This window comes from Amycolatopsis halotolerans, assembly GCF_042647905.1.
Classification (GTDB): domain Bacteria; phylum Actinomycetota; class Actinomycetes; order Mycobacteriales; family Pseudonocardiaceae; genus Amycolatopsis; species Amycolatopsis halotolerans.
The window spans coordinates 1-20,205 of record NZ_JBHRWI010000077.1 but is presented as its reverse complement, the minus strand read 5'-3'; the positions used below and the strand labels follow the sequence as shown (position 1 = coordinate 20,205).

Sequence of the window (20,205 nt, the reverse complement as noted above, 5' to 3'; positions counted from 1 at the left end):
GCCTTGACAAGCAACCCCGGACCGCAGGGAGGCTTCGTATCGGGGTGCAGGGCGGGGGCTGGGTGCCTCGATAGCTGGGTGCGCGGGTGGCTGTTGGGGCGTGGTCCGTGCGGGGAACCCTCGCGAATCCAGCAGGGTCAGACAGCCCCAGCCGGAACAAGCAACGCATTGATCGCAGCCGTACGAATCGTAGTCGCGACACTCTCCGCATCAAGCCCGCTATTGAACTGCGGCACCGAATTAATCATCGAAAACACGGCATGCGTAAGAACCCGATTCTGCGCATCCGACAAATCCGGCCGCAACCGCTCCACCAGTGCACTCCACTCCTCGGCGTAGAGCCGCATCATCCGCCGCATCCGATGCCGCTCCTCCTCCGGAACGTTGTGCTCATTCTTCAAGAACACCAACGTAGAAGGCACATTCTGAAGGCTGCGCGTGACGTGATAGTCGATCATCGCCTCAAGCGCCTTGCGCGGATCAGCCACCTCTGCGGCAGTCTCCCGCGCATTGGCAAGCAGATCCTTCAGTGGATCCTCGAGCACCGCGATCAACAAGGCCTGCTTGCTAGGAAAATGCCGATACAGCGCAGGACCGGTCACCCCGGCCCGAGCACCGATCATCTCGGTGGTAACCGCATCGAAAGCACGCTCATGGAACAGCTCGCCAGCGACCTTGATCAACGTCTGCCTGCGCGAGGAACGAGGCGACGCGGCGCGAGATGGACTCGTCATGGCTCGAGTCTAGGTGAGGGACCGATAACGTGCCGCCGCATACTCCGCCACCATCCCCGCGACCGCGTTGAGGCAGGCAAATCCCAGCTCAGAAGACATCCCCCGCGGATCGCCAAGCACGCCATCCGGCGCGACCGCCTTAACTCCGCCGGTTAATACCCGCTTGAGCAGTTCGTCAGTCATCGGCTCGGCCAGTCCGGCCGCGGCACGCGAGGTTCGCACCGCCTCCGGCCGAAGCGCGAGCATGACCGAGCTCTCGGCAACGTCGGCATGTCCGCCAACCTGACCGGCCAGGCCACCGACGGCGGCACGCCAAGCGTCAAGCACCGCGGCCGAGTCGGAGAACGCGACCACCTCCAGTGCAGCGGGCAACCGGGCAGCGAGCCGCGACTCGATCTCGCTGAGCAGCGGATAGTTCCCGATATGAGCAGAAAAGATCAACACTCGCCGAAACCCATGCACAGCAAGGCTTTCGCAGCAGTCAAGACAGACCGACTCCAACGTCGAAGGCTGTAGCGACAGGGTCCCGGCAAACCCAAGATGATGCGAAGAACAACCCACGCGCAGCGTAGGCAAGACGAGAGCATCGCCTAGCCGCTCCGCCACGAGCACGCCCAGCCGGTCGGCATGCTCACTGTCGACTGACAACGGCAGGTGCGCTCCATGCTGCTCGGTGGCCCCCAGCGGCAGAACCGCGGTCCGCATGCCGTCCGCGATCGCGTCGGCGATCTCGGGCGAGGTCAGCCGCTCGATCCGCAGTTCACTCATGCGCTCCTCCAGTCAAAGTTAGTAACAAGTAACACAGTAGCTCCTCAGCGACGCCTTGACCACGCGTCAGCTCAGCCTTATGTTATCGAGCAATAACATTGGACGGAAGGAGCGACCGTGGACTTCATCCTCATGTCCGAGGGCGACACCCCCGTGGGCCTCACCCACGAACACCGGTACCGAGAACTGATCGAGGAGGTGCTGCTCGCCGAACAAGTCGGCTTCGACGCCTTCGGAAGTTCCGAGCAGCACGTAGCCATCGGCACGGCGACGGTGTCCGCGCCGGAGGTGCTCTACCCCTACCTGATGGCGCTCACCAGCAGGATCCGCTTCATCCACCTCGTCACGCTGCTGCCGACACGGATGAATCACGCGCTGCGCGTCGCGGAGCGCATCGCGACCGAGGACATCCTCTCCAACGGCCGCATCGAACTCGGCACCGGCCGCGGCAACACGACGCTCGCGCTGCGGGCGTTCGAGGTGGACCCGACCGAGAACAAATCCCAATGGCGCGAGGGCATCGAGCTGATCCGCCGGGCGTTCCTCGACGACCCGTTCTCGTTCGTGGGCGAGCACTACAAGGTCCCGCCGCGCAGCCTGGTGCCGAAGCCGCTGCAGACGCCCTGCCCGCCGATCTCGGTCGCCGCGGGGAGTCCGAGTTCGGTCGAAACCGCGGCGAAGATGGGCATCGGCGCGATCATGGGCGGCTTCTACCTCGGCTACGACCTCGTGGAGAACATGCTGAAGCTCTACGACGAAACCCTGGCCGCGGCCACCCACGACTACCCGATCACGCCGCGCAAGATGGTCCTGGTCAGCGGTGGCATGCACTGCGCCGAGACGACCGCCTTGGCCCGCGAACAGGCTCGCCCGCTGTTCGAGATGTCCAAGCTGTCCACCGACGCGTTCGGGCGCCTCGCCAAGCTTTCCCAGGACTACGCCTACATGGGCGCGGTCAATGACGTCGACTTCAGCGACGAGGAGTACCTGTTCGAGCGTTCGCAGGGCTTCCTCGTCGGCGACCCGGAGCATTGCATCGAGCACGTCCAGCGCTACGCGGACATGGGCGTCGAGTCCCTGGTGTTGCGAGTGGACAGTCTTCCGCATGACCAGCTGATGCGGTCGATCGAGCTGTTCGGCAAGTACGTGATCCCGCGTTTCAAGCACCCGCGCAACGTGGTGCGCCCGGCCGACGACGTGCTGGCGGGGATCCGCGCCGCGCGTCCGGCGCACGAGGAAGCGCTGCGCCGGTTCCAGTCCGAGAACAAGCCCGCGGAGGCGGTCCGATGAGCGGCCTTTACCAGCACGGCACCGGAAATGTGCTCGTCGAACGGCCGGCCGACGGCGTCCTGCTGATCACCATCAACCGGCCCGAGCGGTACAACGCGCTGCTGATGCCGATGTTCGAAGAGCTGAGCCAGATCTGGGCCGACGTCGAGCGCGACGACGAGACGCGCGTCGTCGTGGTGACCGGGGCCGGCGACGCGTTTTGCACCGGGATGGACGTCCGCGAACCCGATCCGACGCCGGAAGCGGCGCTCGCGATGCTGGAGGCCGAGCGGCGGCGGATCTCGACCGTGCTGCGGATCGAAAAGCCGATCATTTCCGCGATCAACGGCCCCGCGGTCGGCTACGGCCTGTCGACGGCATTGCTCGCTGACATCAGCATCGCCGCCGAAGACGCGGTGTTGATCGAAGGGCACACCAAGGTCGGCGTGACCGCAGGCGACCATGCCGCGCTGATCTGGCCGCTGCTGGTCGGGATGGCCAAAACAAAGTATTACGTGCTGACGTCGGAGAAACTGTCCGGGGCCGAGGCGGAGCGGATCGGGCTCGTGAGCCTGGCCGTTCCCCGCGAACAGGTGCTGCCGCGTGCTTTGGAAGTCGCCGCTCAGCTCGCGCAAGGTTCGCAGCAGGCGCTCCGGTTCACGAAACGCGCGCTCAACATGTGGCTCACGAATGCGTTGCCGCAGCACGAATTGTCCGGCGCGTTGGAGATTCTCGACTTCGCCGGAGCTGATTATCGCGAAGCGCGCCAGGCGTTCCGGGAGAAGCGTCCGCCGGTCTTCCCTTCCGCCGTATCGGCGAATTGAGCGGAGGCGACGTGACCACTGCCTCGCTCAGCGCTGTCCAAGTGTCCGATGAAGCGGACGGCGTGGTGGTCTTGACCCTGAGCCGTCCACCAGCGAACGCGCTCAGCAACTCGCTCATCCACCGCCTGACCGCCGCTTTGGAAGACCTCGCCAGCGGTCCGGACGCTCCCGCCGTCGTCCTGACCGGCGCGGGCGACCGGTTCTTTTGCGCAGGCGGCGATCTCAAGGAAGCGGTCGGCTACGACGCCGAGTCGATGGTCGAGCGGATGACGTCGTTCCACGCGCTGCTCTGCGCTCTGGAAAAGTTTCCCCGGCCGGTGGTGTGCGCGGTGAACGGCTGGTGTGTCGGCGGCGGGATCGAGATGGCGTTGTTCGCTGACGCGGTGTACGCGTCGTCGCAAGCCCGGTTCGTTTTCCCCGAGGTCGACCACGGAATGTTGCCTGCGGTGAAAGGAATCGCCAGGGTGCGTGAGGTTGTGGGCGATCGTGGTGCCCGGCGGTTGTTGCTGGGCGGAGCATCCGTCGACGCGTCAGCGGCGAAAGCGTTGGGCATTGTCGACGAGGTGGTTGAGCCGGGGGAGTTGCTGGAGGTTGCGGCGGCGCAGGCGCGCGCGGCGGCGGCGAAACCGCCAGCGGTGTTCGCGGCCTTGAAACTGGCTTTGCGCCAGGAGACCGCCGTGTGGCCGGACGAGAAACAGTTGCAGGTCACGGCCGCCGACGCGCGAACCATTTTCAACGACCCTGCCGCACGAGCTGCCCGGGAGGCATGGAATGGCTGACGTTTCGCACGACTTGGATCCGGCCGTCTTCCGTTCGGCGTTGTCCCGTTTCCCGTCCGGCGTCACGATCGTGACGACCCGGAGCGAGGACGGAACGCTGCACGGATTCACCGCGAGCTCCTTCGCGTCGCTGTCGCTCGATCCGCCGCTGGTGCTCGTGTGTCTTGACCGGGGCGCGACGTGCTTCCCGGTTTTCATGGCGGCTGAACGGTTCGTCGTGAACGTGGTGACCCCGTCGCACGCCGAGCTGGCGACGAGGTTCGCGACGAAAGGCGAGAACAAGTTCGCGTACGGGAGCTTCGAGTTCGACGAGCAGGGCCATCCGCTCCTGCCGGACGCGGCGGCGGTCCTCCACTGTGGACTGGAGCAGGCCGTGCCCGGCGGGGACCACGTGATCCTTATCGGCCGGGTACTCGACGCACGGACCGGCGTCGAACTGCCCGTGACGTGGTACCGGGGTGACTTCCTCCACCTCGGCGAGCATGCCGCGTGAGCGCCGCCGGAGCTGGGCTCGCGGCGGGAAGAGAGGCCGGGACATGGAGCTGACCGAGTTCGAACCGGATCGGACGCTGCCAGGTTTGCTGCTCGATCGCGCCCGCCGCGAACCCGACGCCGTCGCGCTGCGGTATTCGCGCGGCGGGGTCGTGCGGGTGCTCACCTGGCGGATGTACCTGGACCGGGTGCGTGAACTGGCATTTGGCCTGGTCGCACAGGGTGTCCGGCATGGCGATCGGGTCGCGGTGATGAGCGGCGCGCGGCCGGAATGGGTGTTCGCCGCGTTGGCGGTGCAGAGCGTCGGCGGGGTCGTGATCGGGGTGTATCCGACGAACTCGCCGGCCGAGATCGAACAGGTTCTCGTGCACAGCGAGGCGGTCGCGTTCGTCGGCGAGTCGGAAACGGAGCTCGCCAAAGTCGCGAAGATCGCCGCGAACACCCCGGACCTGCGGCTCGTCGTCGGAATCGACGTCGCGCCGCCGGACCTGCCGGAGGGGATCACCGGTGCGAGCTGGGACGACCTGCGCTCGGCCGGAGACCTGGACTCTTTGGCCGAGCTGATCGCCGCCACGACACTCGACGACCCGGCCGTCCTCTTCTACACCTCGGGCTCCACCGGAGTTCCCAAGGGCGTGACGCATTCGCACCGCACGCTCCAGCACGCGATCCAGAGTGTCGTCGGCTTGTACCCGGAGTGCCGGACTGCGCGGCACGATGTGGTCGGTTTTCTCCCGCTGGCGCACGTCGCACCTGCCGTGTTGCTCGTTTTCACTCCGCTGCACACTCGGCTGGTCGTGACTTTCTGCCCCATCGAGGAATACGGCCAGGTGCTGCGCGCGGTGCGGCCGACAGTCGTGCTGTGGCCGCCTCGCTTCTACGAGAAGCTCGCCGCTGAGCTGATCGCGCAAGCTGAGTCCTGGAACGGGATTCGGCGCGTGGCCTATCGGATCGCGATGCACGTCGGTCGCCGGATGGCCGAGCGACGCTGGTCCGGCCGACGTGCCTCGGTGCTGTTGAGAATCGCTTACGCCGCCGCGGTTCGCGGAGTTTTCCTTCCGCTGCGAGCAATTCACGGAATGGACCGGCTGCGCGTCGCGTGGACGGCTTCGGCCGCCATGCCGGAGAGCGTCGTGGCGCTGTGGCAGATCTGGGGGCTCGACCTGCGCGAGAACTACGGGCTCACCGAGACGGGCGGGTGTCCCATCGGGCAGTTCGGACAGCCGTTCCCTCGTCCGGGGCGGATCGGCCGGGAATTCCCGGACCCGCGCTTCCAGGTGAGACTGGCGGACGATCGCGAGATGCTGATCCGCGCGCCGCTGCTGTTCCGCGGGTACTGGCGGAATCCGTCGGAAACCGCGGCGGTTTTCGAGGACGGCTGGTTCCGCACCGGCGACCTGATGGAGCGCACGCCCGACGGGGATATTCGGCTGATCGGCCGGAAGAAGGACGTGATCATCACCCGGGGCGGCAAGACGGTCGATCCGCAGCCGATCGAAATCCGGTTGAGGGAGAGTCCGCTGATCGAGGAAGCGATCGTGGTCGGCGATGGCCGGAAGTACCTGACCGTCCTGATCGAACCGAATGCGGCCGCCGGTGCGGAGCTGGCAGAGCGGTTGCGGGCGGAGCTGGACCGGGTCAACGCGGACCTCGCGCGGGTGGAGCAGCTGAAGGATTTCCGGGTGCTGCCGCGGCCGTTGGAGGCTTCGCGAGGCGAGCGGACGGCGAACGGAAAGGTGAAGCGCGCGGCTGTGGTGGATTCGTTCGCGGGATTGATCGGGGAGATGTACGGCGTGGACGACGACGCGGCGATCGCGGACCACGTGCGGAGGCCGCGGCGCTAGGGAGAGGCCACGCCAGGCCGCAGCGGGATTTCCGTCCCGCTGCGGCCGTTTCCCAGGGTTATCGCGGTCCGTAAACCACTACAGTGTTGCCCCAAGGATCGCGCGCCACCGCCCGCACCTCGTGTGGTCCTTGTTCCGGTAGCCGCACAACGGTTCCGCCGCCAGCCACCAACGCAGCCAATGCGGCAGCCACCTCGGGAACCTTGAACGACGCGGCAGGCACCCCGTCCGTGACGTCCTCCTCCGGACCGGCCAGGGCGAGGGTTGTTCCGCCCGCGTCGAGGGCGGCGTAGCGGTCTCCGTCGACGAATTTCGTCGGCAGGCCGAAAGTCTCGGCGTAGAACCGCACGGCTGAGCTGACATCGGCGACCGGGTGCAGCACGTTCCCGATCTTGGCCGGCTTCGGGGAATCGTTCACCAGTCGAGCGTAGCTCGCATCGATCACGGGCCGGGTACGAGAACGTGGATGCGGTCCGCCGACCGCCCGGCGAAGACATCGCCCGCACTCGCGAGCCTGGCGGCCTGAAGGGAGCGCCGGAAGCGCGAGACTCCACCAGCGGCAGCGCCGGATGTCGCCGCTGGTGGAGGCGCGTACCGTTCACCGTGGAGCGCAGCGAGCTGGAGAGCGTCGAGCACGGCGGCTGCCTCGTGCTCGACTTCCGGGTCACCGAGGACGCGGCGTTCGTCCTCGCCTAATCCAGGATTCCTCCGCCCCGCAGCCGGGTATCCGGCTCCCATGAGCAGTCGCGGAAAGATCCAAGTCACCACCCGAGTGCGGCTCGACGACGCCGACGACCTCGCCGAGCACTACACGCCTGGCGTCGCCGAGCTGGCCAAACGCGTCGCCGACGACCCCTCGGTGCTGGCGCGCGAAACCGTGCGCAGCAATTCGGTCGCGATCGTTTCCGACGGTTCCGCGCTGCTCGGCCTCGGCGACCAAGGCCCGGCCGCCGCGCTGCCGGTGATGGAGGGCAAAGCCGCGCTGCTGAAGCGGTTCGCCGACATCGACGCCTGGCCGATCTGCCCGGTCAGCCGCGAACCGGAGGACCTCGTGCGCACCGCCAAGGATCTGGCGACGTCCTTCGGCGCGATCAACCTGGAGGACATCGCCGCGCCCCGGTGCTTCACCGTGGAGCGGCAGTTGCACGACGAGCTGGACATCCCGGTTTTCCACGACGACCAGCACGGGACCGCGGTAGCCGTGCTGGCTGCTTTGGACAATGCGCTGAAGCTGACTGATCGCACGCCGGGGGAGACGTCGGTGGTGATCTCCGGCGCGGGGGCGGCCGGGTCCGCGATCGCCCGTCTCCTGTTGAAGGCGGATTTCCGTGCGGAGCGGATCGTGGTCTGCGACAGCAAAGGTGTGCTGCACGGCGAACGCGACCTGACCGGCGAGAAGCAGTGGCTCGCGGAAAACACCAATCGCGGCGACGCGGTCCGGGGGAGCCTTCAAGACGCCTTGCGCGACGCGGACGTCTTCATCGGCGTGAGCGTCGGCGGGCTGCTCAAGGGCGACGACCTCGCCCGGATGGCCGACCGGGCGATCGTGTTCGCACTGGCCAATCCGGACCCGGAGGTCGACCCGGACGCCGCGCACGAGCACGCGGAGATCGTCGCGACCGGCCGCAGCGACCTGCCCAACCAGATCAACAACGTCCTCGTGTTCCCGGGGATGTTCCGCGGGCTGCTCGACTCGGGCGCGCCGAGGGTGACCGCGCGGATGCTGCTCGCGGCCTCGCACGCGCTGGCCGCGGCAGTCGGCGACGACCTCGACCTCGAGCACCTCGTGCCCAGCGTCTTCGACGAGGGTTTGGTGCCCGCGATCGCCGAGGGCGTCGGCGGCGCGGCGGAAAACGACTGAAGGAGCGTGAAATGCGAAGCGCACAGTCCGAACGCAAGTACGAACTGAGCCTGAAGGCCCGGGTGCCGCAGCTGGCGAGCAAGGGGATCACACAGGAAGCTCCCGCCGAGCGGACGCTGGAGACCGTCTATTACGACACCAAGGACTTCCGGTTGACCAGAGCCGGGATCGCGCTGCGAAGAAGCAGCGACACCGGATGGTCCCTGCGATTGCCCGGTCAAGAGCTGCGGTTTCCGCTCGACGACGACCCGAAGACACCCGCTCCGATCGCGACGCTGCTCCGCGCGTACACGCTGGACCGCAAGCTGCGCCCGGTCGCACAGCTGCGGACCGACCGGTTCACGCACCGGTTGGCCGACGCGTCCGGCCGGACGCTGGCGACCCTGGCGGACGACCACGTCACCGGAGAGTTCCTTGGGGGACAAGCACTTCACCTGGACCGCTGGCGCGAGCTCGACGTCGAGTTCTCGCCGGAGTCCGGGCCGGAGCTGCTCGACCGCCTCGATCGCACCTTGCGCAAGCGCGGGGCGGAGGACGCCTGGTGGCCGTCGAAACTGGAGCGGCTGATCGGGGACGCCGCTGAAGGCAAGCGTGGCTCGAACGAGGTCCTGCCCGCGTACCTGAGCGAGCAATTCGAGCGATTGCGTCGCGCTGACTTGGGCTTTCGCGTCGGGGAAGACGATTCAGTGCACCAGCTCCGAGTGGCGGCGCGGAAGTTGCGAAGCGGGCTCCAGACGTTCAAATCCTTGGTGGGCAAGAAGAAAGCCGAAGCGGTCGCGGCGGAGCTGAAATGGCTGGGAGGCGAACTCGCCCCCGCGCGCGACGTCGAGGTAAGCCAAGCTCGCCTCGAAGCCTGTCTCGACGAGGTCCCGCCGGAGCTGCTTTTCGGGCCGCTGCGGCAATATCTGACCCGCGAGTACGCTCGCAACTCGCAAACGGAGCTGGCCCGCGCGATGGACGCGTTGTCCGGCAACCGATACGCGACTCTGTTGCGGTCGATCGCCGCGCTGCTCGACACGATCCAGCCTGTGGGCAAGAAGGCGTTGCGGAAGCCCGTGCGCAAAACCGCGCGCAAGCTGTATCGGGCCACTGCGGCGACCGAGGGGCTCAGCGGCGCCGAGTTGGAGAAGGCGCTGCACAACGTCCGGAAGAAGGCCAAGCGCGCCCGTTACGCCGCCGACGCCGTCCGGCCGGTGTTCGGCAAGAAGCTGCGCACCTGGCGCAAGAACGTCAAGGCAGTGCAAGGCACGCTCGGGGAGCATCAGGACACCGTGGTGGACCGCGAAGCATTGCGGCACTTCGCGATCGACGGCTTCAGCGAGAACCAGAACACGTTCGCCTTCGGTCTCCTCTACGGCCGTGACGAGGCCGCGGCGCGCGGGCTGCGGGACCGGTTCGCCGAGGAATGGCGCACGGTGCGGAAAGGCGAGCGGCCGGCCTGGCTGAAGGCCTGAGGTCCATTGAGGACAGCAGAAACGCCGGCGGTGTCTCGGCACCACCGGCGTCCCCGCGGCAGCGGAAGTCCAGTGCGCGGAGCGGGTTCCGCGCTGCGATCTTGCTACCCCGTCGCCGGGAGGTCTAAACCTTTCCCCGATCCGGTTTCGCCGGGGCCGGATCGGGGAACCCTGCCGGAAATGGGATCACAACTGACCGCGACGTGGGTATCGGCGATCGGGAGCGCGGGCTCGCTGCTGGGGTTCGCCTCGTATGTGTGGATCATGCTGCTCAACCGGAAGGACCAGGCGGAAGTCCGGCAGGAGCGGCAGGCCCAATCGGTCTCCGCGTGGCTCGACGAAGGCGCCCGGCATGAGCGTGAAGAGGACTACGTCGTGTGCGCGCACAACAGCGGCGACGCACCGGTGTTCGACTGCTCGCTGGAGGTCTGCCGCCCGGACGAGGAGGAGCCGCACCGCGCCCGGTTCGCGATCATCCCGCCCGGCGCGACCGCCGTCCGCGCGCTGCCCTTCGGCGAGGACGCCATGCCGGTGGACGACCTGTACTCGGCGGCCGCCGTCCCTGGCCTCTCCTTCACCGATTCCCGCGGCGGCCACTGGACCCGCGACACCGCGGGCGTGCTCAGTCGCACCGACCGCCGTTCGCTGCGCGGGCGCTGGCGGTCCGGACGCTGATCGCTCTCGGGCGTGGCGCCCGTGACCGCGCACTTCCCGTCCAGCGATCAGCACGCCGTTCTCGCCGCGCTGCGGGGCTACCTCGCCGAAGTCGCGCGGGCGCTCCGGACCGGCCTGGAGTCCTGCGCCGTCGACCCGGGCCCGCCGCTTTCGGCGCGCGTAGGCCTCGACGGCCGCCTGCCGGGTTACCCCGGCCGCGATTTCGCGTTGCTGTGGGACGAGGTCCACGGATGGGCGATCGCGGTCGAAACGCATTCCGGCGAGGACTTCATCGTGCTCCGCTATCTCGGCGGCGGCACCGTCACGCCGCCGCCCGCGGAGCTCCTCGGGTTCGTCACCGCATTGCGCGAGGACGATCACCGCATCGGGCAGCTCGCGCCGCCCGCGCTCCGTTCCGTGGGCAGTTCCGCCGAACTCGACACTCTCCTGCGTCTGCGCGGTGTGACTTGAGCCCCCATTCGGGTGGCCGCCCGGTTGATCTTGCTCCCCGCCGGGTATCTCCCGGCCATGACGCTTCGGCCGCGTGGCGACCCGGGCGGGCGCGCTGATCCGCCGCCCGCTCGCCTTGCGACGCCGGGAACTGTCCACTAAGGATGATGAGCGTCGGCAACGCGATGCGCTCCATGGCACTACACGAGTCACGTTCCCCTCGGCTGTCAGGAGGATTTCCATGACCGCGGCGACCATGACCCGCACCCGGCGCGGCGACGACTACCGGCATTGCGCCGTGCTGTTCGAGGAGATCAGCCACCTCGCCGAGGACACCGACGAGCACTCCCGGCTGCGGCGCCGCCTCATCGAGGAACACCTGCCGCTGGCCGAGCACATCGCCCGCCGCTTCGCCCGCCGCGGCCAGCCGTCCGAAGACCTCCTGCAGGTGGCGCGCATCGGCCTGATCAACGCCGTCGACCGCTACGACCCGGCGCGGCGGACGGATTTCGTCGCGTTCGCCGTCCCGACGGTGATGGGCGAGGTCCGCCGGTACTTCCGCGACCACACCTGGTCGGTCCGGGTTCCGCGGCGGCTCAAGGAACTCCACCTGCGGATCGGCCAGACCGCCACGGAACTGGGCCAGCGCCTCGGCCGCGCGCCCACCGCGCGCGAACTCGCCGACCACCTGGACCTCGATCTCGACGAGGTCGCCGAAGCCCTGCACGCGGGGAACGCTTACCAGGCCGCGTCGATCGACTATCCGGCCCACGACGACACCGGCTCGATCGCGTTGGCCGACACCCTCGGCGAAGACGATCCTGAAATCGAGAAGCTCGAGGACCGGGAAACGCTCAAGCCCCTGTTGCGCGATCTGCCGGAGCGGGAGCGCGCGATCGTCGTCATGCGGTTCTTCTCGAATATGACGCAAAGCCAGATCGCGGAGCGGGTCGGGTTGTCGCAGATGCAGGTTTCGCGGTTGCTGGCGCGGACGCTGCGCACTTTGCGGGAGCAGCTCACCGAGGCGCGCTGCCCCTAGCCGGTGACCGTCCGTGAGGGGAACCCTGAGGGAATCAGAGTCCCTCAGGGTTCCCCTCACGGACCTCGCGCCGCTCAGGTGAGGCGGGGCACCTCCTGTGCCGGTACGGTGGGCCGGACGTCGTCGTCGAACAGGTCGCTCTGGCGGATCGCCAGCGTGCAGACGACACTGATCACGGTCGTCGCCGCGAGGTAGATCAGGATGCCGGTCGTCCCGGTCTTCCCGGCGAGGTAGGCGAGGACCAGCGGGGTGAGTCCCGAAGCCACGACGCCGGAAAGCTGGTAGACGACCGAGATCCCGGTGCACCGCCGCGAAATCGGGAACAGTTCGGCATAGAACGCCGCTTGCGGGCCGTACATCACCGGGTAGCTGATGCCCAGCACCGCAATCAACGAGAGCGTGATCAGCACGGGATTGCCGCTGTGCAGTGCCGCCAGTGCGGGGATCGCCAGCACCAGCGTCGTCACGGCTCCGGTCGTGAAGGTCCGCCGCCGGCCGAAGCGGTCAGACACCCTGCCGAACACCGGGATGAACACCACCATCACCGCGGCCGCGATCATCACGCCGACCAGCAGCGGCTGCCGGTCCAGTTTCAGCGTTCCGCTGCCGTAGGAGATCACGAAGACCGCCCACGCGTTGAACGCCACGCCCTCGGTGAAGCGGCTGCCCATGCCCAGCAACAGGTGTCGCCGGGAGAGCCGGTCGCGGACCAGTTCGACGGCCGGGACGGTGGCGGTGCCCTCCTCGGCCGCCATGGTGCGGAAGGCGGGGGTTTCCATGACTTTGACCCGGATCAGCAGGCCCGCCAGGACCAGCACGGCGGACAGCAGGAAGCCGATTCGCCACCCCCACGCGAGAAACGCCGCGTCGCTGGTGATCGCGTTGAGCAGGGCCAGTACACCGGTGCCCAGCGTGAGCCCGATGGCCAGTCCGATTTGCGGGAAACTGCCGTAGAGACCGCGTTTCCCGGCGGGGGCGTATTCGGTGGCCATCAGCACCGCACCGCCCCATTCGCCGCCGACGGCGACGCCTTGGGCCAGCCGCAGGACGACGAGGATGATCGGCGCGGCCGGTCCGATCATCTGATAGTCGGGCAGCAGGCCGATGAGGCAGGTCGCGGTGCCCATGATGAGCATGGTCGCGACGAGGATCTTCTTGCGCCCGATCCGGTCGCCGAGGTGGCCGAAGACGAAGCCGCCGACCGGACGGGCGAGGAAGCCGAGCGCGAAGGTCGCGAAGGCCAGCACGGTGCCGACCAGGGGATCGGAGCCGGGGAAATACAGTTTGTTGAAGACGAGTCCCGCGGCGGTGCCGTACAGGAAGAAGTCGTACCACTCGACGGTCGTGCCGAACACGCTGGACGCGACCACCAGGCGGACGTCGGTGCTCTTCTCCGGAGTTGTCGCCATTGATAACTCCCGGTGGTCAGAGCGAACGGCGGAAGATGTCTTCGAGCGCGGCCCGGGTGACCGGACGGGGCACGACCGCCAGCTGGCGGGTCTGCTTGAGCGTGCCGTCGACGAGGGTGTCGATGTCCTCGTCGCCGTAACCGAACGCGTGCAGTCCCCTCGGCATCTGGATGTCGGCCATCAGTTCGGTGAGCACGTGCGGGAGGGCGTCGGCGCCGTCCGTGGTGGTGAACGTCTGCCCGCCGGACAGCAGATGCGCGGCGTGCAGATGCCGTTCCGGCGACGCGGGATAGGTCCAGCGGAACACCTCGGCGGCGGTCGCGGACACGGCCTGGCCGTGCGGGACCATCGGCATTTCCGGGTAGCCCGCGGCGCGGTACTGCTTCACCGCCCCGGCGATCGGGTAGGCGTTGGCGTGCGGCAGGTGCGTGCCCGCGTTGCCGAAACCGGTTCCGGCGTAGGTGGACGCGAGCGCCATCTGGGTGCGCGCGGTCAGGTCGCGTCCATTGAGGACAGCGGCGCGCAAGTGCTTGCCCACCAAGGTCAACGCCATCTCGCACCAGACGTCGCTGATCGGGTTGGAGCCGCAGAAAGCCGGTCGCTTCATCGGTTCTTCCGGCGCGGGCTTCGCGTCGAACGCGACGCTGGTGTAGCTCTCCAGCGCGTGCGACAGGACGTCCATGCCACTGGCGGCGGTCACCTCCGACGGCAGGGTGATCGTGGTGCGCGGGTCGACGACCGCCAGCGACGGGCGCAGCGACGGGTGGCTCACCCCGGCCTTGAGGTGCAGGCCGAGCAGGTCGACGACGCAGATCGTGGTCGATTCGGAACCGGTGCCCGCGGTGGTCGGGACGGCGATCAGCGGCTTCAGCGGCAGCCAAGGGGCCTTGCCCGCGCCGATGGGCGGCGTCACGAAGTCGAGCAGCTCGCCGGGGTGCGTGGTCAGCAGGTTGACGGCCTTGGCGGTGTCGATCGCCGAGCCGCCGCCGATCGCGACGAAACAGTCCCATTCCTGCTGACGGGCGTAGGCGACCGCCTCGTCGATGCTGGCGTCGGTCGGTTCGACGCCGACGCCGTCGAAGATCTCGCTCTTCACCCCGGCCGCGCGGATCGAGTCGAGCGCCCGGTCCGGGATGCCGGTGCCGCGGACGCCGGGGTCGGTGAGGATCAGGCACGACTTGGCCTGCCGGGCGGCCACCTCCGCGCCCAGCTCGTCGAGCGCGCCGGCACCGAACTTCAGCGGGGGCGCTGCCCAGGTGAACACGCTTTCGTTGCGGGGCATGTCGGTCAAGGAGACCACTCCTCACGTCGATATTGACAACATGTGGAAGCTATATCCACTATGTGGCGAGCCTTCACGGTAGCCCGAGGACCGCGGCGCTGTGAACCCCCGATTTCCCAGGAGACGCCCATGCCGGCCCGAGTCCGTACGCATTCGGCACTGCAGGAAGCACTCGCGCGGGCGGTGTCCGGCGAAGTCGCCGGCGACCCGGCCACGCTCGCCACCCACTCCACCGACGCGTCGAACTACCGGCACATCCCGCTGCTCGTCGTGCGGCCGCGCAGTGCCGATGACGTGGTCGCGGCGCTGAAGGTGTGCGCGGAGCACGGCGTGCCGGTCCTCCCGCGCGGCGCGGCGACGAGCATCGGCGGGCAGGCCACGAACCGCGCGGTGATCCTGGACTTCACCCGGCACCTCAACCGCGTGCTCGACATCGACGCCGCCGCCCGCACCGCGCGCGTCGAACCCGGTCTCGTGCTGGACCGGCTGCGCGAACGGGCCGCCGAGCACGGGCTCACCTTCGGTCCGGACCCGTCGACGCACAGCCGCTGCACGATCGGCGGCATGATCGGCAACAACGCCTGCGGTTCGCATTCCGTGGCGTGGGGCAAGACGGTCGACAACGTCCGCGCGCTGGACATCGCCCTCCTTGACGGAACTCGCATCGAGGTCGGCCCGACCTCACCGGCGGACCTGGAGGAGTTCTGCGCCCGCGAGGATTCGGTCGGCGCGCTGTACCGCGGCCTGCGAGACCTGCGCGACGAATACCTGGCCGACATCCGGCTCGGCTACCCGGAACTGCCCCGGCGGGTCTCCGGGTACAACCTCGAATACCTGTTGCCGGAGAACGGTTTCGACGTCGCCAAGGCCCTGGTCGGCTCCGAGGGAACCTGTGCGACCATGCTGAGCGCGGTAGTCGACCTGGCCCCGATCCCGGCGACGCGCGCCCTCGCCGTGCTGGGCTTCGAGAACAGCGTCGCCGCCGCCGACGCGGTCCCTTCGCTGCTCGACCTTCCGGTGCTCACCATGGAAGGCATCGAAGCCGGTCTCGTCGCCGCATTGGATGCCCGGAAACCCGGCGACCGCAGCACCCTGCCGGACGGAACCGCGTGGCTGTACCTGGAAACCGGCGGCGACGACGCGGCGGAGGCGGTGGCTGTCGCCCACCAGGTCGCTGCCCGCGCCCCGCAGGTCGGCGCTACCGCTTTGGTCGTGGAAGATCCTGCCGCCCAACGGAAACTCTGGCGCATCCGGGAGGAAGGCGCAGGTCTCGCGACGCGACTGGCCGACGGATCCGAGGCGTGGTCGGGCTGGGAAGACTCCGCGGTCCCGCCGGACCGGCTCGGCGCGTACCTGCGCGAATTCGACCTGCTGCTGGACAAACACGGCCGCAAGGGCGTGGTCTACGGCCACTTCGGCGACGGCTGTCTCCACGTGCGGATCGATTTCCCGATGGCCGCGCCGGAAGCGAAGGAAGCTTACCGGTCGTTCATGGTCGAGGCCGCGGAACTGGTCGTGTCCCACGGCGGCTCCCTCTCGGGCGAACACGGCGACGGCCAAGCCCGGGCCGAACTGTTGCCGCTGATGTTCTCGCCACGGCTCATGCGGGCCTTCGCCGACTTCAAAGCGTCCTTCGACCCGGCGAACGGCATGAACCCCGGCCGAGTCGTCGACCCCGCGCCGCTGGACGCCGACCTGCGCACGGTCATCGCCCCGCCAGTCCTGCCGACCCGCGCCCGCCTCGCCCTGCACGCCGACGGCGGCGACCTGGCCGCGGCGTCGCGTCGGTGCGTGGGCGTGGGCAAATGCGTGTCCGAGTCCGGCGGGATGATGTGCCCGAGCTACCGCGCCACCGGCAAGGAGGAACACTCGACCCGCGGCCGGGCGCGCCTGCTGTTCGAAATGCTCGCCGGGGACGTCATCGAGGACGGCTGGCGTTCCCCCGAGGTCCGGGACGCTCTCGACCTCTGCCTCGGCTGCAAAGCCTGCAAGTCTGATTGCCCCGTCGGTGTCGACATGGCTTCTTACCGGACCGAATTCCTCAGCCGCCACTACGAACGCCGGATTCGCCCGATGTCGCACTACACGATGGGCGCGCTGCCGCGATGGCTCCGGCTGGGCGCCCCTTTCGCCCGTGCGATCAACGCCGTGTCGCGGGGTCCGCTCCGGCCGGTACTGAACCGGCTGGGCGGAATCGCCGCCGAACGCGAACTGCCGCAGCTAGCTGCGCCGACTTTCGCTTCGTGGTTCCGCCGCCGGGAACGGGTGCGGTCGTCGTCGAAGGTCGTCCTGTGGCCGGACACCTTCACGAACTTCTTCGATCCGCAGGTCGGCCGGGACGCGGTCGCCGTGCTGGAGGCGCTGGGGCACGAGGTGGTCATCCCGGAGCGGACTGTCTGCTGTGGACTGACCTGGCACAGCACCGGCCAGCTGAACACGGCACGCCGGGTCCTGCGCCGGTCGCTGGACGCGCTCGACCCGTGGCTTCAGGAGGGGATTCCGGTGATCGGCCTGGAGCCCAGCTGCACGGCGACCCTGCGGGAGGACGGTGCCGAGCTGCTGCCGGAGGATTCGCGGACTGCCCTGCTGAAGCGGAGTGTGCGGACGTTCGCCGAGCATCTGGGGGAGAGGGAGCTGCCTGCTCTGGAGAAATCCTCGGCGCCGGTGCTTACTCAGGTTCATTGTCACCAGCACGCGGATCTCGGTTATGACGCTGATTCGCAGCTGCTTGGCCGGTTGTCGTCGCAGACGCAGGTGTTGCGGGAGGGGTGTTGCGGGTTGGCGGGGAACTTCGGGTTTCAGCGGGGGCATTACGACGTTTCCGTCGCTGTCGCGGAGCACCAGCTGATGCCTGCGTTGCGAGCGGCGTCGGAGGACACGGTGGTGCACGCGGACGGGTTCAGCTGCCGGACGCAGATTCGGCAGTTGTCTGACCGCGAGCCCGCGCATCTCGCTTCGCTGACCGCGCGCGCCTTGGGCCTCCGCAGCGCATGAGGCGTGGTACGTGAGGGGAACCCTCAGGGAATCAGATTCCCTCAGGGTTCCCCTCACGTACAACTGGCCTACCCAGTGAGGCGGTCCGGCGGCAGGAACGGCGCGATCTCCTTCGCCGCCTCAACCGCGAGCGCCCCCAGCTCCGGAACCCGATCCTCCGGCAACCGCACAGTAGGCACCTGGATCACCACAGCCGCCCGCGCAAGACCGCGTTCGTCCAGGACTCCAGCCCCGACACACCGCACCCCGGCGACGTTCTCCTCGTTGTCGATGCTGTACCCGCGAGAGCGCGTCTCGGTCAGCTCCAGCGCGAGGGCGTCCCGGGTGGCGAGGGTGTGCGACGTCAGCGCGGGCAACTGGTCCGGGAGGCCCGCGAGATAGGACTCCGCGTCAAGAGAGTTGGCGAGCATCGCCTTGCCGGAAGCCGTGGCGTACAACGGAAACCGTGCGCCGGGATGTTGCTCGAACCGCAACGGGAGCGTCGACTGCGCGCGCAGCAGCACCACCGACTCGGCGCCCTCGCGGATCGTGATGTTGACCGATTCGCCGGTGTCCGCGTTGATCCGCTGGATGACCGGCAGCGCCAGCTGCAGCCCGTGCACGCGCTGGGCGGCCTGGCCGAGCAGGATGGCGCCGGGGCCGAGGTGGTAGCTGTCGGTGCGGGGGTTGTGCGCGACGAGCCCGTCGGAGCTCAGCGCGCGCACGACCCGGTGCGTCGTGCCCGGCGTGAGGTCCAGTTTGCGGGCGATCGCGGACAGCGTGAGCTCCCCGTCCTCGTCCATGAGGAGCCGCAGGATGCCGAGCGCCCGGCGGATGGCCTGCGTTCCGGCTGGCGGCTGTGCTCCGGTCTGGTTCACCTGGGTTCCGTGTTCTCGTGCTGTCGGGTCAGGCCAGATTAACGCCTGCCGGGCCCGGCGCGGCGCGGCGCACCCGATCCGCGCGTCCGCCGGTCCCCGGCCCGTATCATCGGGAACCGTACGGTCCGCTAACGATGGGCAGGGGAAACGATGTCTGGTCCGTTGGCGCCGGGCGGGATCGGGGAGCACACCAGCTGTCTCCTGGTCAAGCTCGGCCAGGTCGTGTTCCGCCTCGCCGAGGACCGGCTCTACGGGCTGGGCCTGCGGGTCCGCCACTACAGCGTGCTGCAGGCGCTGGCTGACAACGGGCCGATGTCGCAGCTGTCGCTGGGCTCCTACCTGCGGATCGACCCGGCGACCATGGTCAGCAGCCTGGACGACCTGGAGTCGCTCGGGCTCGCCGCGCGCGCCCGCGACCCCGAGGACCGGCGGCGCTACGTCGTCGACCTCAGCGATGCGGGGCGGGAGACGCTGGGCAAGGCCGACACGCTGCTGGCCGACCTCGACCAGCACGTGCTCAGCGACCTTCCGCAGCGCTCCCACGATTCCCTGCACAAGCTGCTCGCCAAGATGAACGAGGGCGGCGTGCTGCCGGGGGAGTTCGACCGGATGCGGGATCAGACCGGGTCGACAAAGATGTCCAGCGCCAGTTCGCCCTCGCCGCGCTGATAGCCGGACAGGTCGGTGACGCCTTCGGCGGCGAGCACCTCGTCGTCGATGAAGAGGTTCCCGGTGCAGTCGCGGGACGGCCGGGTGAGGATCGCGTACGCGGCGTCGGCCACAATTGACGGCGTACGCGCTTGGCTCTCGCCGCCGATGATGTTGCGGACCGCCGCGGTGTCGATCAGGGTGCGCGGCCACAGCGAATTCGCCGCGATCCCGTCCGCTTTCAGCTCCTCGGCGAGGCCGACCGTGCAGAGGCTCATCCCGTATTTGGAGAGCGTGTAGCCCAGGTGCGCGCCGATCCACCCGGGGGAGAGGTTCAGCGGCGGCGACAGCGTCAGGATGTGCGCGTTCGCGGCCTTGCGCAGGTGCGGGATCGCCGCCTTGCTGAGCAAGAACGTGCCTCGGGTGTTGATGTCCTGCATGAGGTCGTAGCGCTTCATCGAGAGCGCTTCGGTGCCGGACCGGTCGAGCGCGCTCGCGTTGTTCACGACGATGTCGATGCCGCCGAACTGCGCCGCCGCCGCTTCGGCCGCGGAGAGGACGTCGTCCTCCGATCGCACGTCGCCGACGATCGGCAGCGCCTGGCCGCCGGCGGTTTCGATCTCCTTCGCCGCGGTGTAGACGGTGCCCTCGAGCTTCGGATGCGGTTCGGCGGTCTTCGCCAGCAGGACGACGTTCGCCCCGTCGCGTGCCGCGCGGGTCGCGATGGCCAGGCCGATGCCGCGGCTGCCGCCGGACATCAGGACGGTCTTTCCGGCGAGAGTCATGGCCGGGGTCCTACCTTCTTTGTTGGGTCTGAACTGGTCATTCGTAGGATCGGTGGGCCCTG

19 protein-coding genes are annotated in these 20,205 nt (G+C 68.4%); 12 read left to right on the top strand and 7 right to left on the bottom strand.

Annotated features, from left to right (window positions below; genetic code table 11):
* Positions 1–137: 137 nt before the first annotated feature.
* Together ACFORO_RS44810 and ACFORO_RS44805 are read right to left on the bottom strand one after the other, a co-directional pair.
* A complete protein-coding gene (locus ACFORO_RS44810) occupies positions 138–734 on the bottom strand; it encodes a TetR/AcrR family transcriptional regulator (RefSeq protein ID WP_377873327.1) in 597 nt (198 codons plus the stop codon).
* A gap of 9 nt (positions 735–743) precedes the next feature.
* A complete protein-coding gene (locus tag ACFORO_RS44805) occupies positions 744–1,502 on the bottom strand; it encodes a creatininase family protein (RefSeq protein WP_377873328.1) in 759 nt (252 codons plus the stop codon).
* Positions 1,503–1,619: 117 nt separating this feature from the next.
* On the opposite strand from ACFORO_RS44805, the gene ACFORO_RS44800 reads away from it, so the two are divergent.
* From ACFORO_RS44800 to ACFORO_RS44780, 5 genes are read left to right on the top strand one after another with little or no spacing between them, the layout of a single operon-like run.
* Complete coding sequence (locus tag ACFORO_RS44800; RefSeq protein WP_377873329.1) at positions 1,620–2,792, top strand: LLM class flavin-dependent oxidoreductase; 1,173 nt, start codon at positions 1,620–1,622, stop codon at positions 2,790–2,792.
* A complete protein-coding gene (locus ACFORO_RS44795; protein ID WP_377873330.1) occupies positions 2,789–3,595 on the top strand; it encodes an enoyl-CoA hydratase/isomerase family protein in 807 nt (268 codons plus the stop codon). The genes ACFORO_RS44800 and ACFORO_RS44795 overlap by 4 nt, the downstream gene beginning before the upstream one ends.
* An 11-nt stretch (positions 3,596–3,606) precedes the next feature.
* On the top strand, positions 3,607–4,374 hold the full coding sequence (locus ACFORO_RS44790) for an enoyl-CoA hydratase/isomerase family protein (RefSeq protein ID WP_377873331.1): 768 nt from the start codon (positions 3,607–3,609) through the stop codon (positions 4,372–4,374).
* Positions 4,367–4,867 carry a flavin reductase family protein gene (locus tag ACFORO_RS44785; RefSeq protein WP_377873332.1) on the top strand — a complete coding sequence of 167 codons (501 nt, stop codon included), beginning with the start codon at positions 4,367–4,369 and terminating at the stop codon, positions 4,865–4,867. The genes ACFORO_RS44790 and ACFORO_RS44785 overlap by 8 nt, the downstream gene beginning before the upstream one ends.
* Before the next feature lie 43 nt (positions 4,868–4,910).
* A complete protein-coding gene (locus ACFORO_RS44780; protein WP_377873333.1) occupies positions 4,911–6,710 on the top strand; it encodes an AMP-dependent synthetase/ligase in 1,800 nt (599 codons plus the stop codon).
* Between the two features lie 58 nt (positions 6,711–6,768).
* On the opposite strand, the gene ACFORO_RS44775 is transcribed toward ACFORO_RS44780, so the two are convergent.
* Positions 6,769–7,128 carry a VOC family protein gene (locus ACFORO_RS44775; protein ID WP_377873334.1) on the bottom strand — a complete coding sequence of 120 codons (360 nt, stop codon included), beginning with the start codon at positions 7,126–7,128 and terminating at the stop codon, positions 6,769–6,771.
* 318 nt (positions 7,129–7,446) lie between these two features.
* Here ACFORO_RS44775 and ACFORO_RS44770 point away from each other — a divergent pair, with 318 nt between their 5' ends.
* The 5 genes from ACFORO_RS44770 to ACFORO_RS44750 all read left to right on the top strand — a co-directional run bounded on the left by ACFORO_RS44770 (position 7,447) and on the right by ACFORO_RS44750 (position 12,168).
* Positions 7,447–8,571 (top strand): NAD(P)-dependent malic enzyme, encoded by a 1,125-nt coding sequence (locus ACFORO_RS44770; RefSeq protein ID WP_377873335.1) that lies wholly within the window; start codon positions 7,447–7,449, stop codon positions 8,569–8,571.
* An 11-nt stretch (positions 8,572–8,582) separates the two neighbouring features.
* A complete protein-coding gene (locus ACFORO_RS44765) occupies positions 8,583–10,025 on the top strand; it encodes a CYTH and CHAD domain-containing protein (protein WP_377873336.1) in 1,443 nt (480 codons plus the stop codon).
* 180 nt (positions 10,026–10,205) lie between these two features.
* Positions 10,206–10,700 (top strand): hypothetical protein, encoded by a 495-nt coding sequence (locus ACFORO_RS44760; protein WP_377873337.1) that lies wholly within the window; start codon positions 10,206–10,208, stop codon positions 10,698–10,700.
* A gap of 21 nt (positions 10,701–10,721) precedes the next feature.
* Positions 10,722–11,150, top strand: a complete 429-nt coding sequence (locus ACFORO_RS44755; protein WP_377873338.1) for a DUF6292 family protein — start codon at positions 10,722–10,724, stop codon at positions 11,148–11,150.
* A gap of 220 nt (positions 11,151–11,370) precedes the next feature.
* A complete protein-coding gene (locus tag ACFORO_RS44750) occupies positions 11,371–12,168 on the top strand; it encodes a SigB/SigF/SigG family RNA polymerase sigma factor (protein WP_377873339.1) in 798 nt (265 codons plus the stop codon).
* 74 nt (positions 12,169–12,242) lie between these two features.
* Here the strand turns inward: ACFORO_RS44750 and ACFORO_RS44745 are convergent, their stop codons facing one another.
* The gene (locus ACFORO_RS44745; protein WP_377873340.1) at positions 12,243–13,577 is read right to left on the bottom strand and encodes an MFS transporter; all 1,335 of its coding nucleotides are present in this window, start codon (positions 13,575–13,577) and stop codon (positions 12,243–12,245) included.
* Positions 13,578–13,593: 16 nt separating this feature from the next.
* Positions 13,594–14,859: a hydroxyacid-oxoacid transhydrogenase gene (locus ACFORO_RS44740; protein WP_377873346.1), complete on the bottom strand. Its 1,266-nt coding sequence runs from the start codon at positions 14,857–14,859 to the stop codon at positions 13,594–13,596.
* A gap of 129 nt (positions 14,860–14,988) precedes the next feature.
* On the opposite strand from ACFORO_RS44740, the gene ACFORO_RS44735 reads away from it, so the two are divergent.
* On the top strand, positions 14,989–17,853 hold the full coding sequence (locus ACFORO_RS44735) for an FAD-binding and (Fe-S)-binding domain-containing protein (protein WP_377873341.1): 2,865 nt from the start codon (positions 14,989–14,991) through the stop codon (positions 17,851–17,853).
* A 68-nt stretch (positions 17,854–17,921) separates the two neighbouring features.
* Here ACFORO_RS44735 and ACFORO_RS44730 read toward each other — a convergent pair whose 3' ends face one another.
* On the bottom strand, positions 17,922–18,710 hold the full coding sequence (locus tag ACFORO_RS44730) for an IclR family transcriptional regulator (protein WP_377873342.1): 789 nt from the start codon (positions 18,708–18,710) through the stop codon (positions 17,922–17,924).
* A gap of 150 nt (positions 18,711–18,860) precedes the next feature.
* Between ACFORO_RS44730 and ACFORO_RS44725 the strand changes: the two genes are divergently transcribed.
* Entirely contained in the window at positions 18,861–19,379 is a 519-nt protein-coding gene (locus ACFORO_RS44725) for a MarR family winged helix-turn-helix transcriptional regulator (RefSeq protein WP_377873343.1), read from the top strand.
* On the opposite strand, the gene ACFORO_RS44720 is transcribed toward ACFORO_RS44725, so the two are convergent.
* A complete protein-coding gene (locus ACFORO_RS44720; protein WP_377873344.1) occupies positions 19,328–20,143 on the bottom strand; it encodes an SDR family oxidoreductase in 816 nt (271 codons plus the stop codon). The two genes, ACFORO_RS44725 and ACFORO_RS44720, sit on opposite strands and share 52 nt — an antisense overlap.
* Positions 20,144–20,205 lie beyond the last annotated feature (62 nt).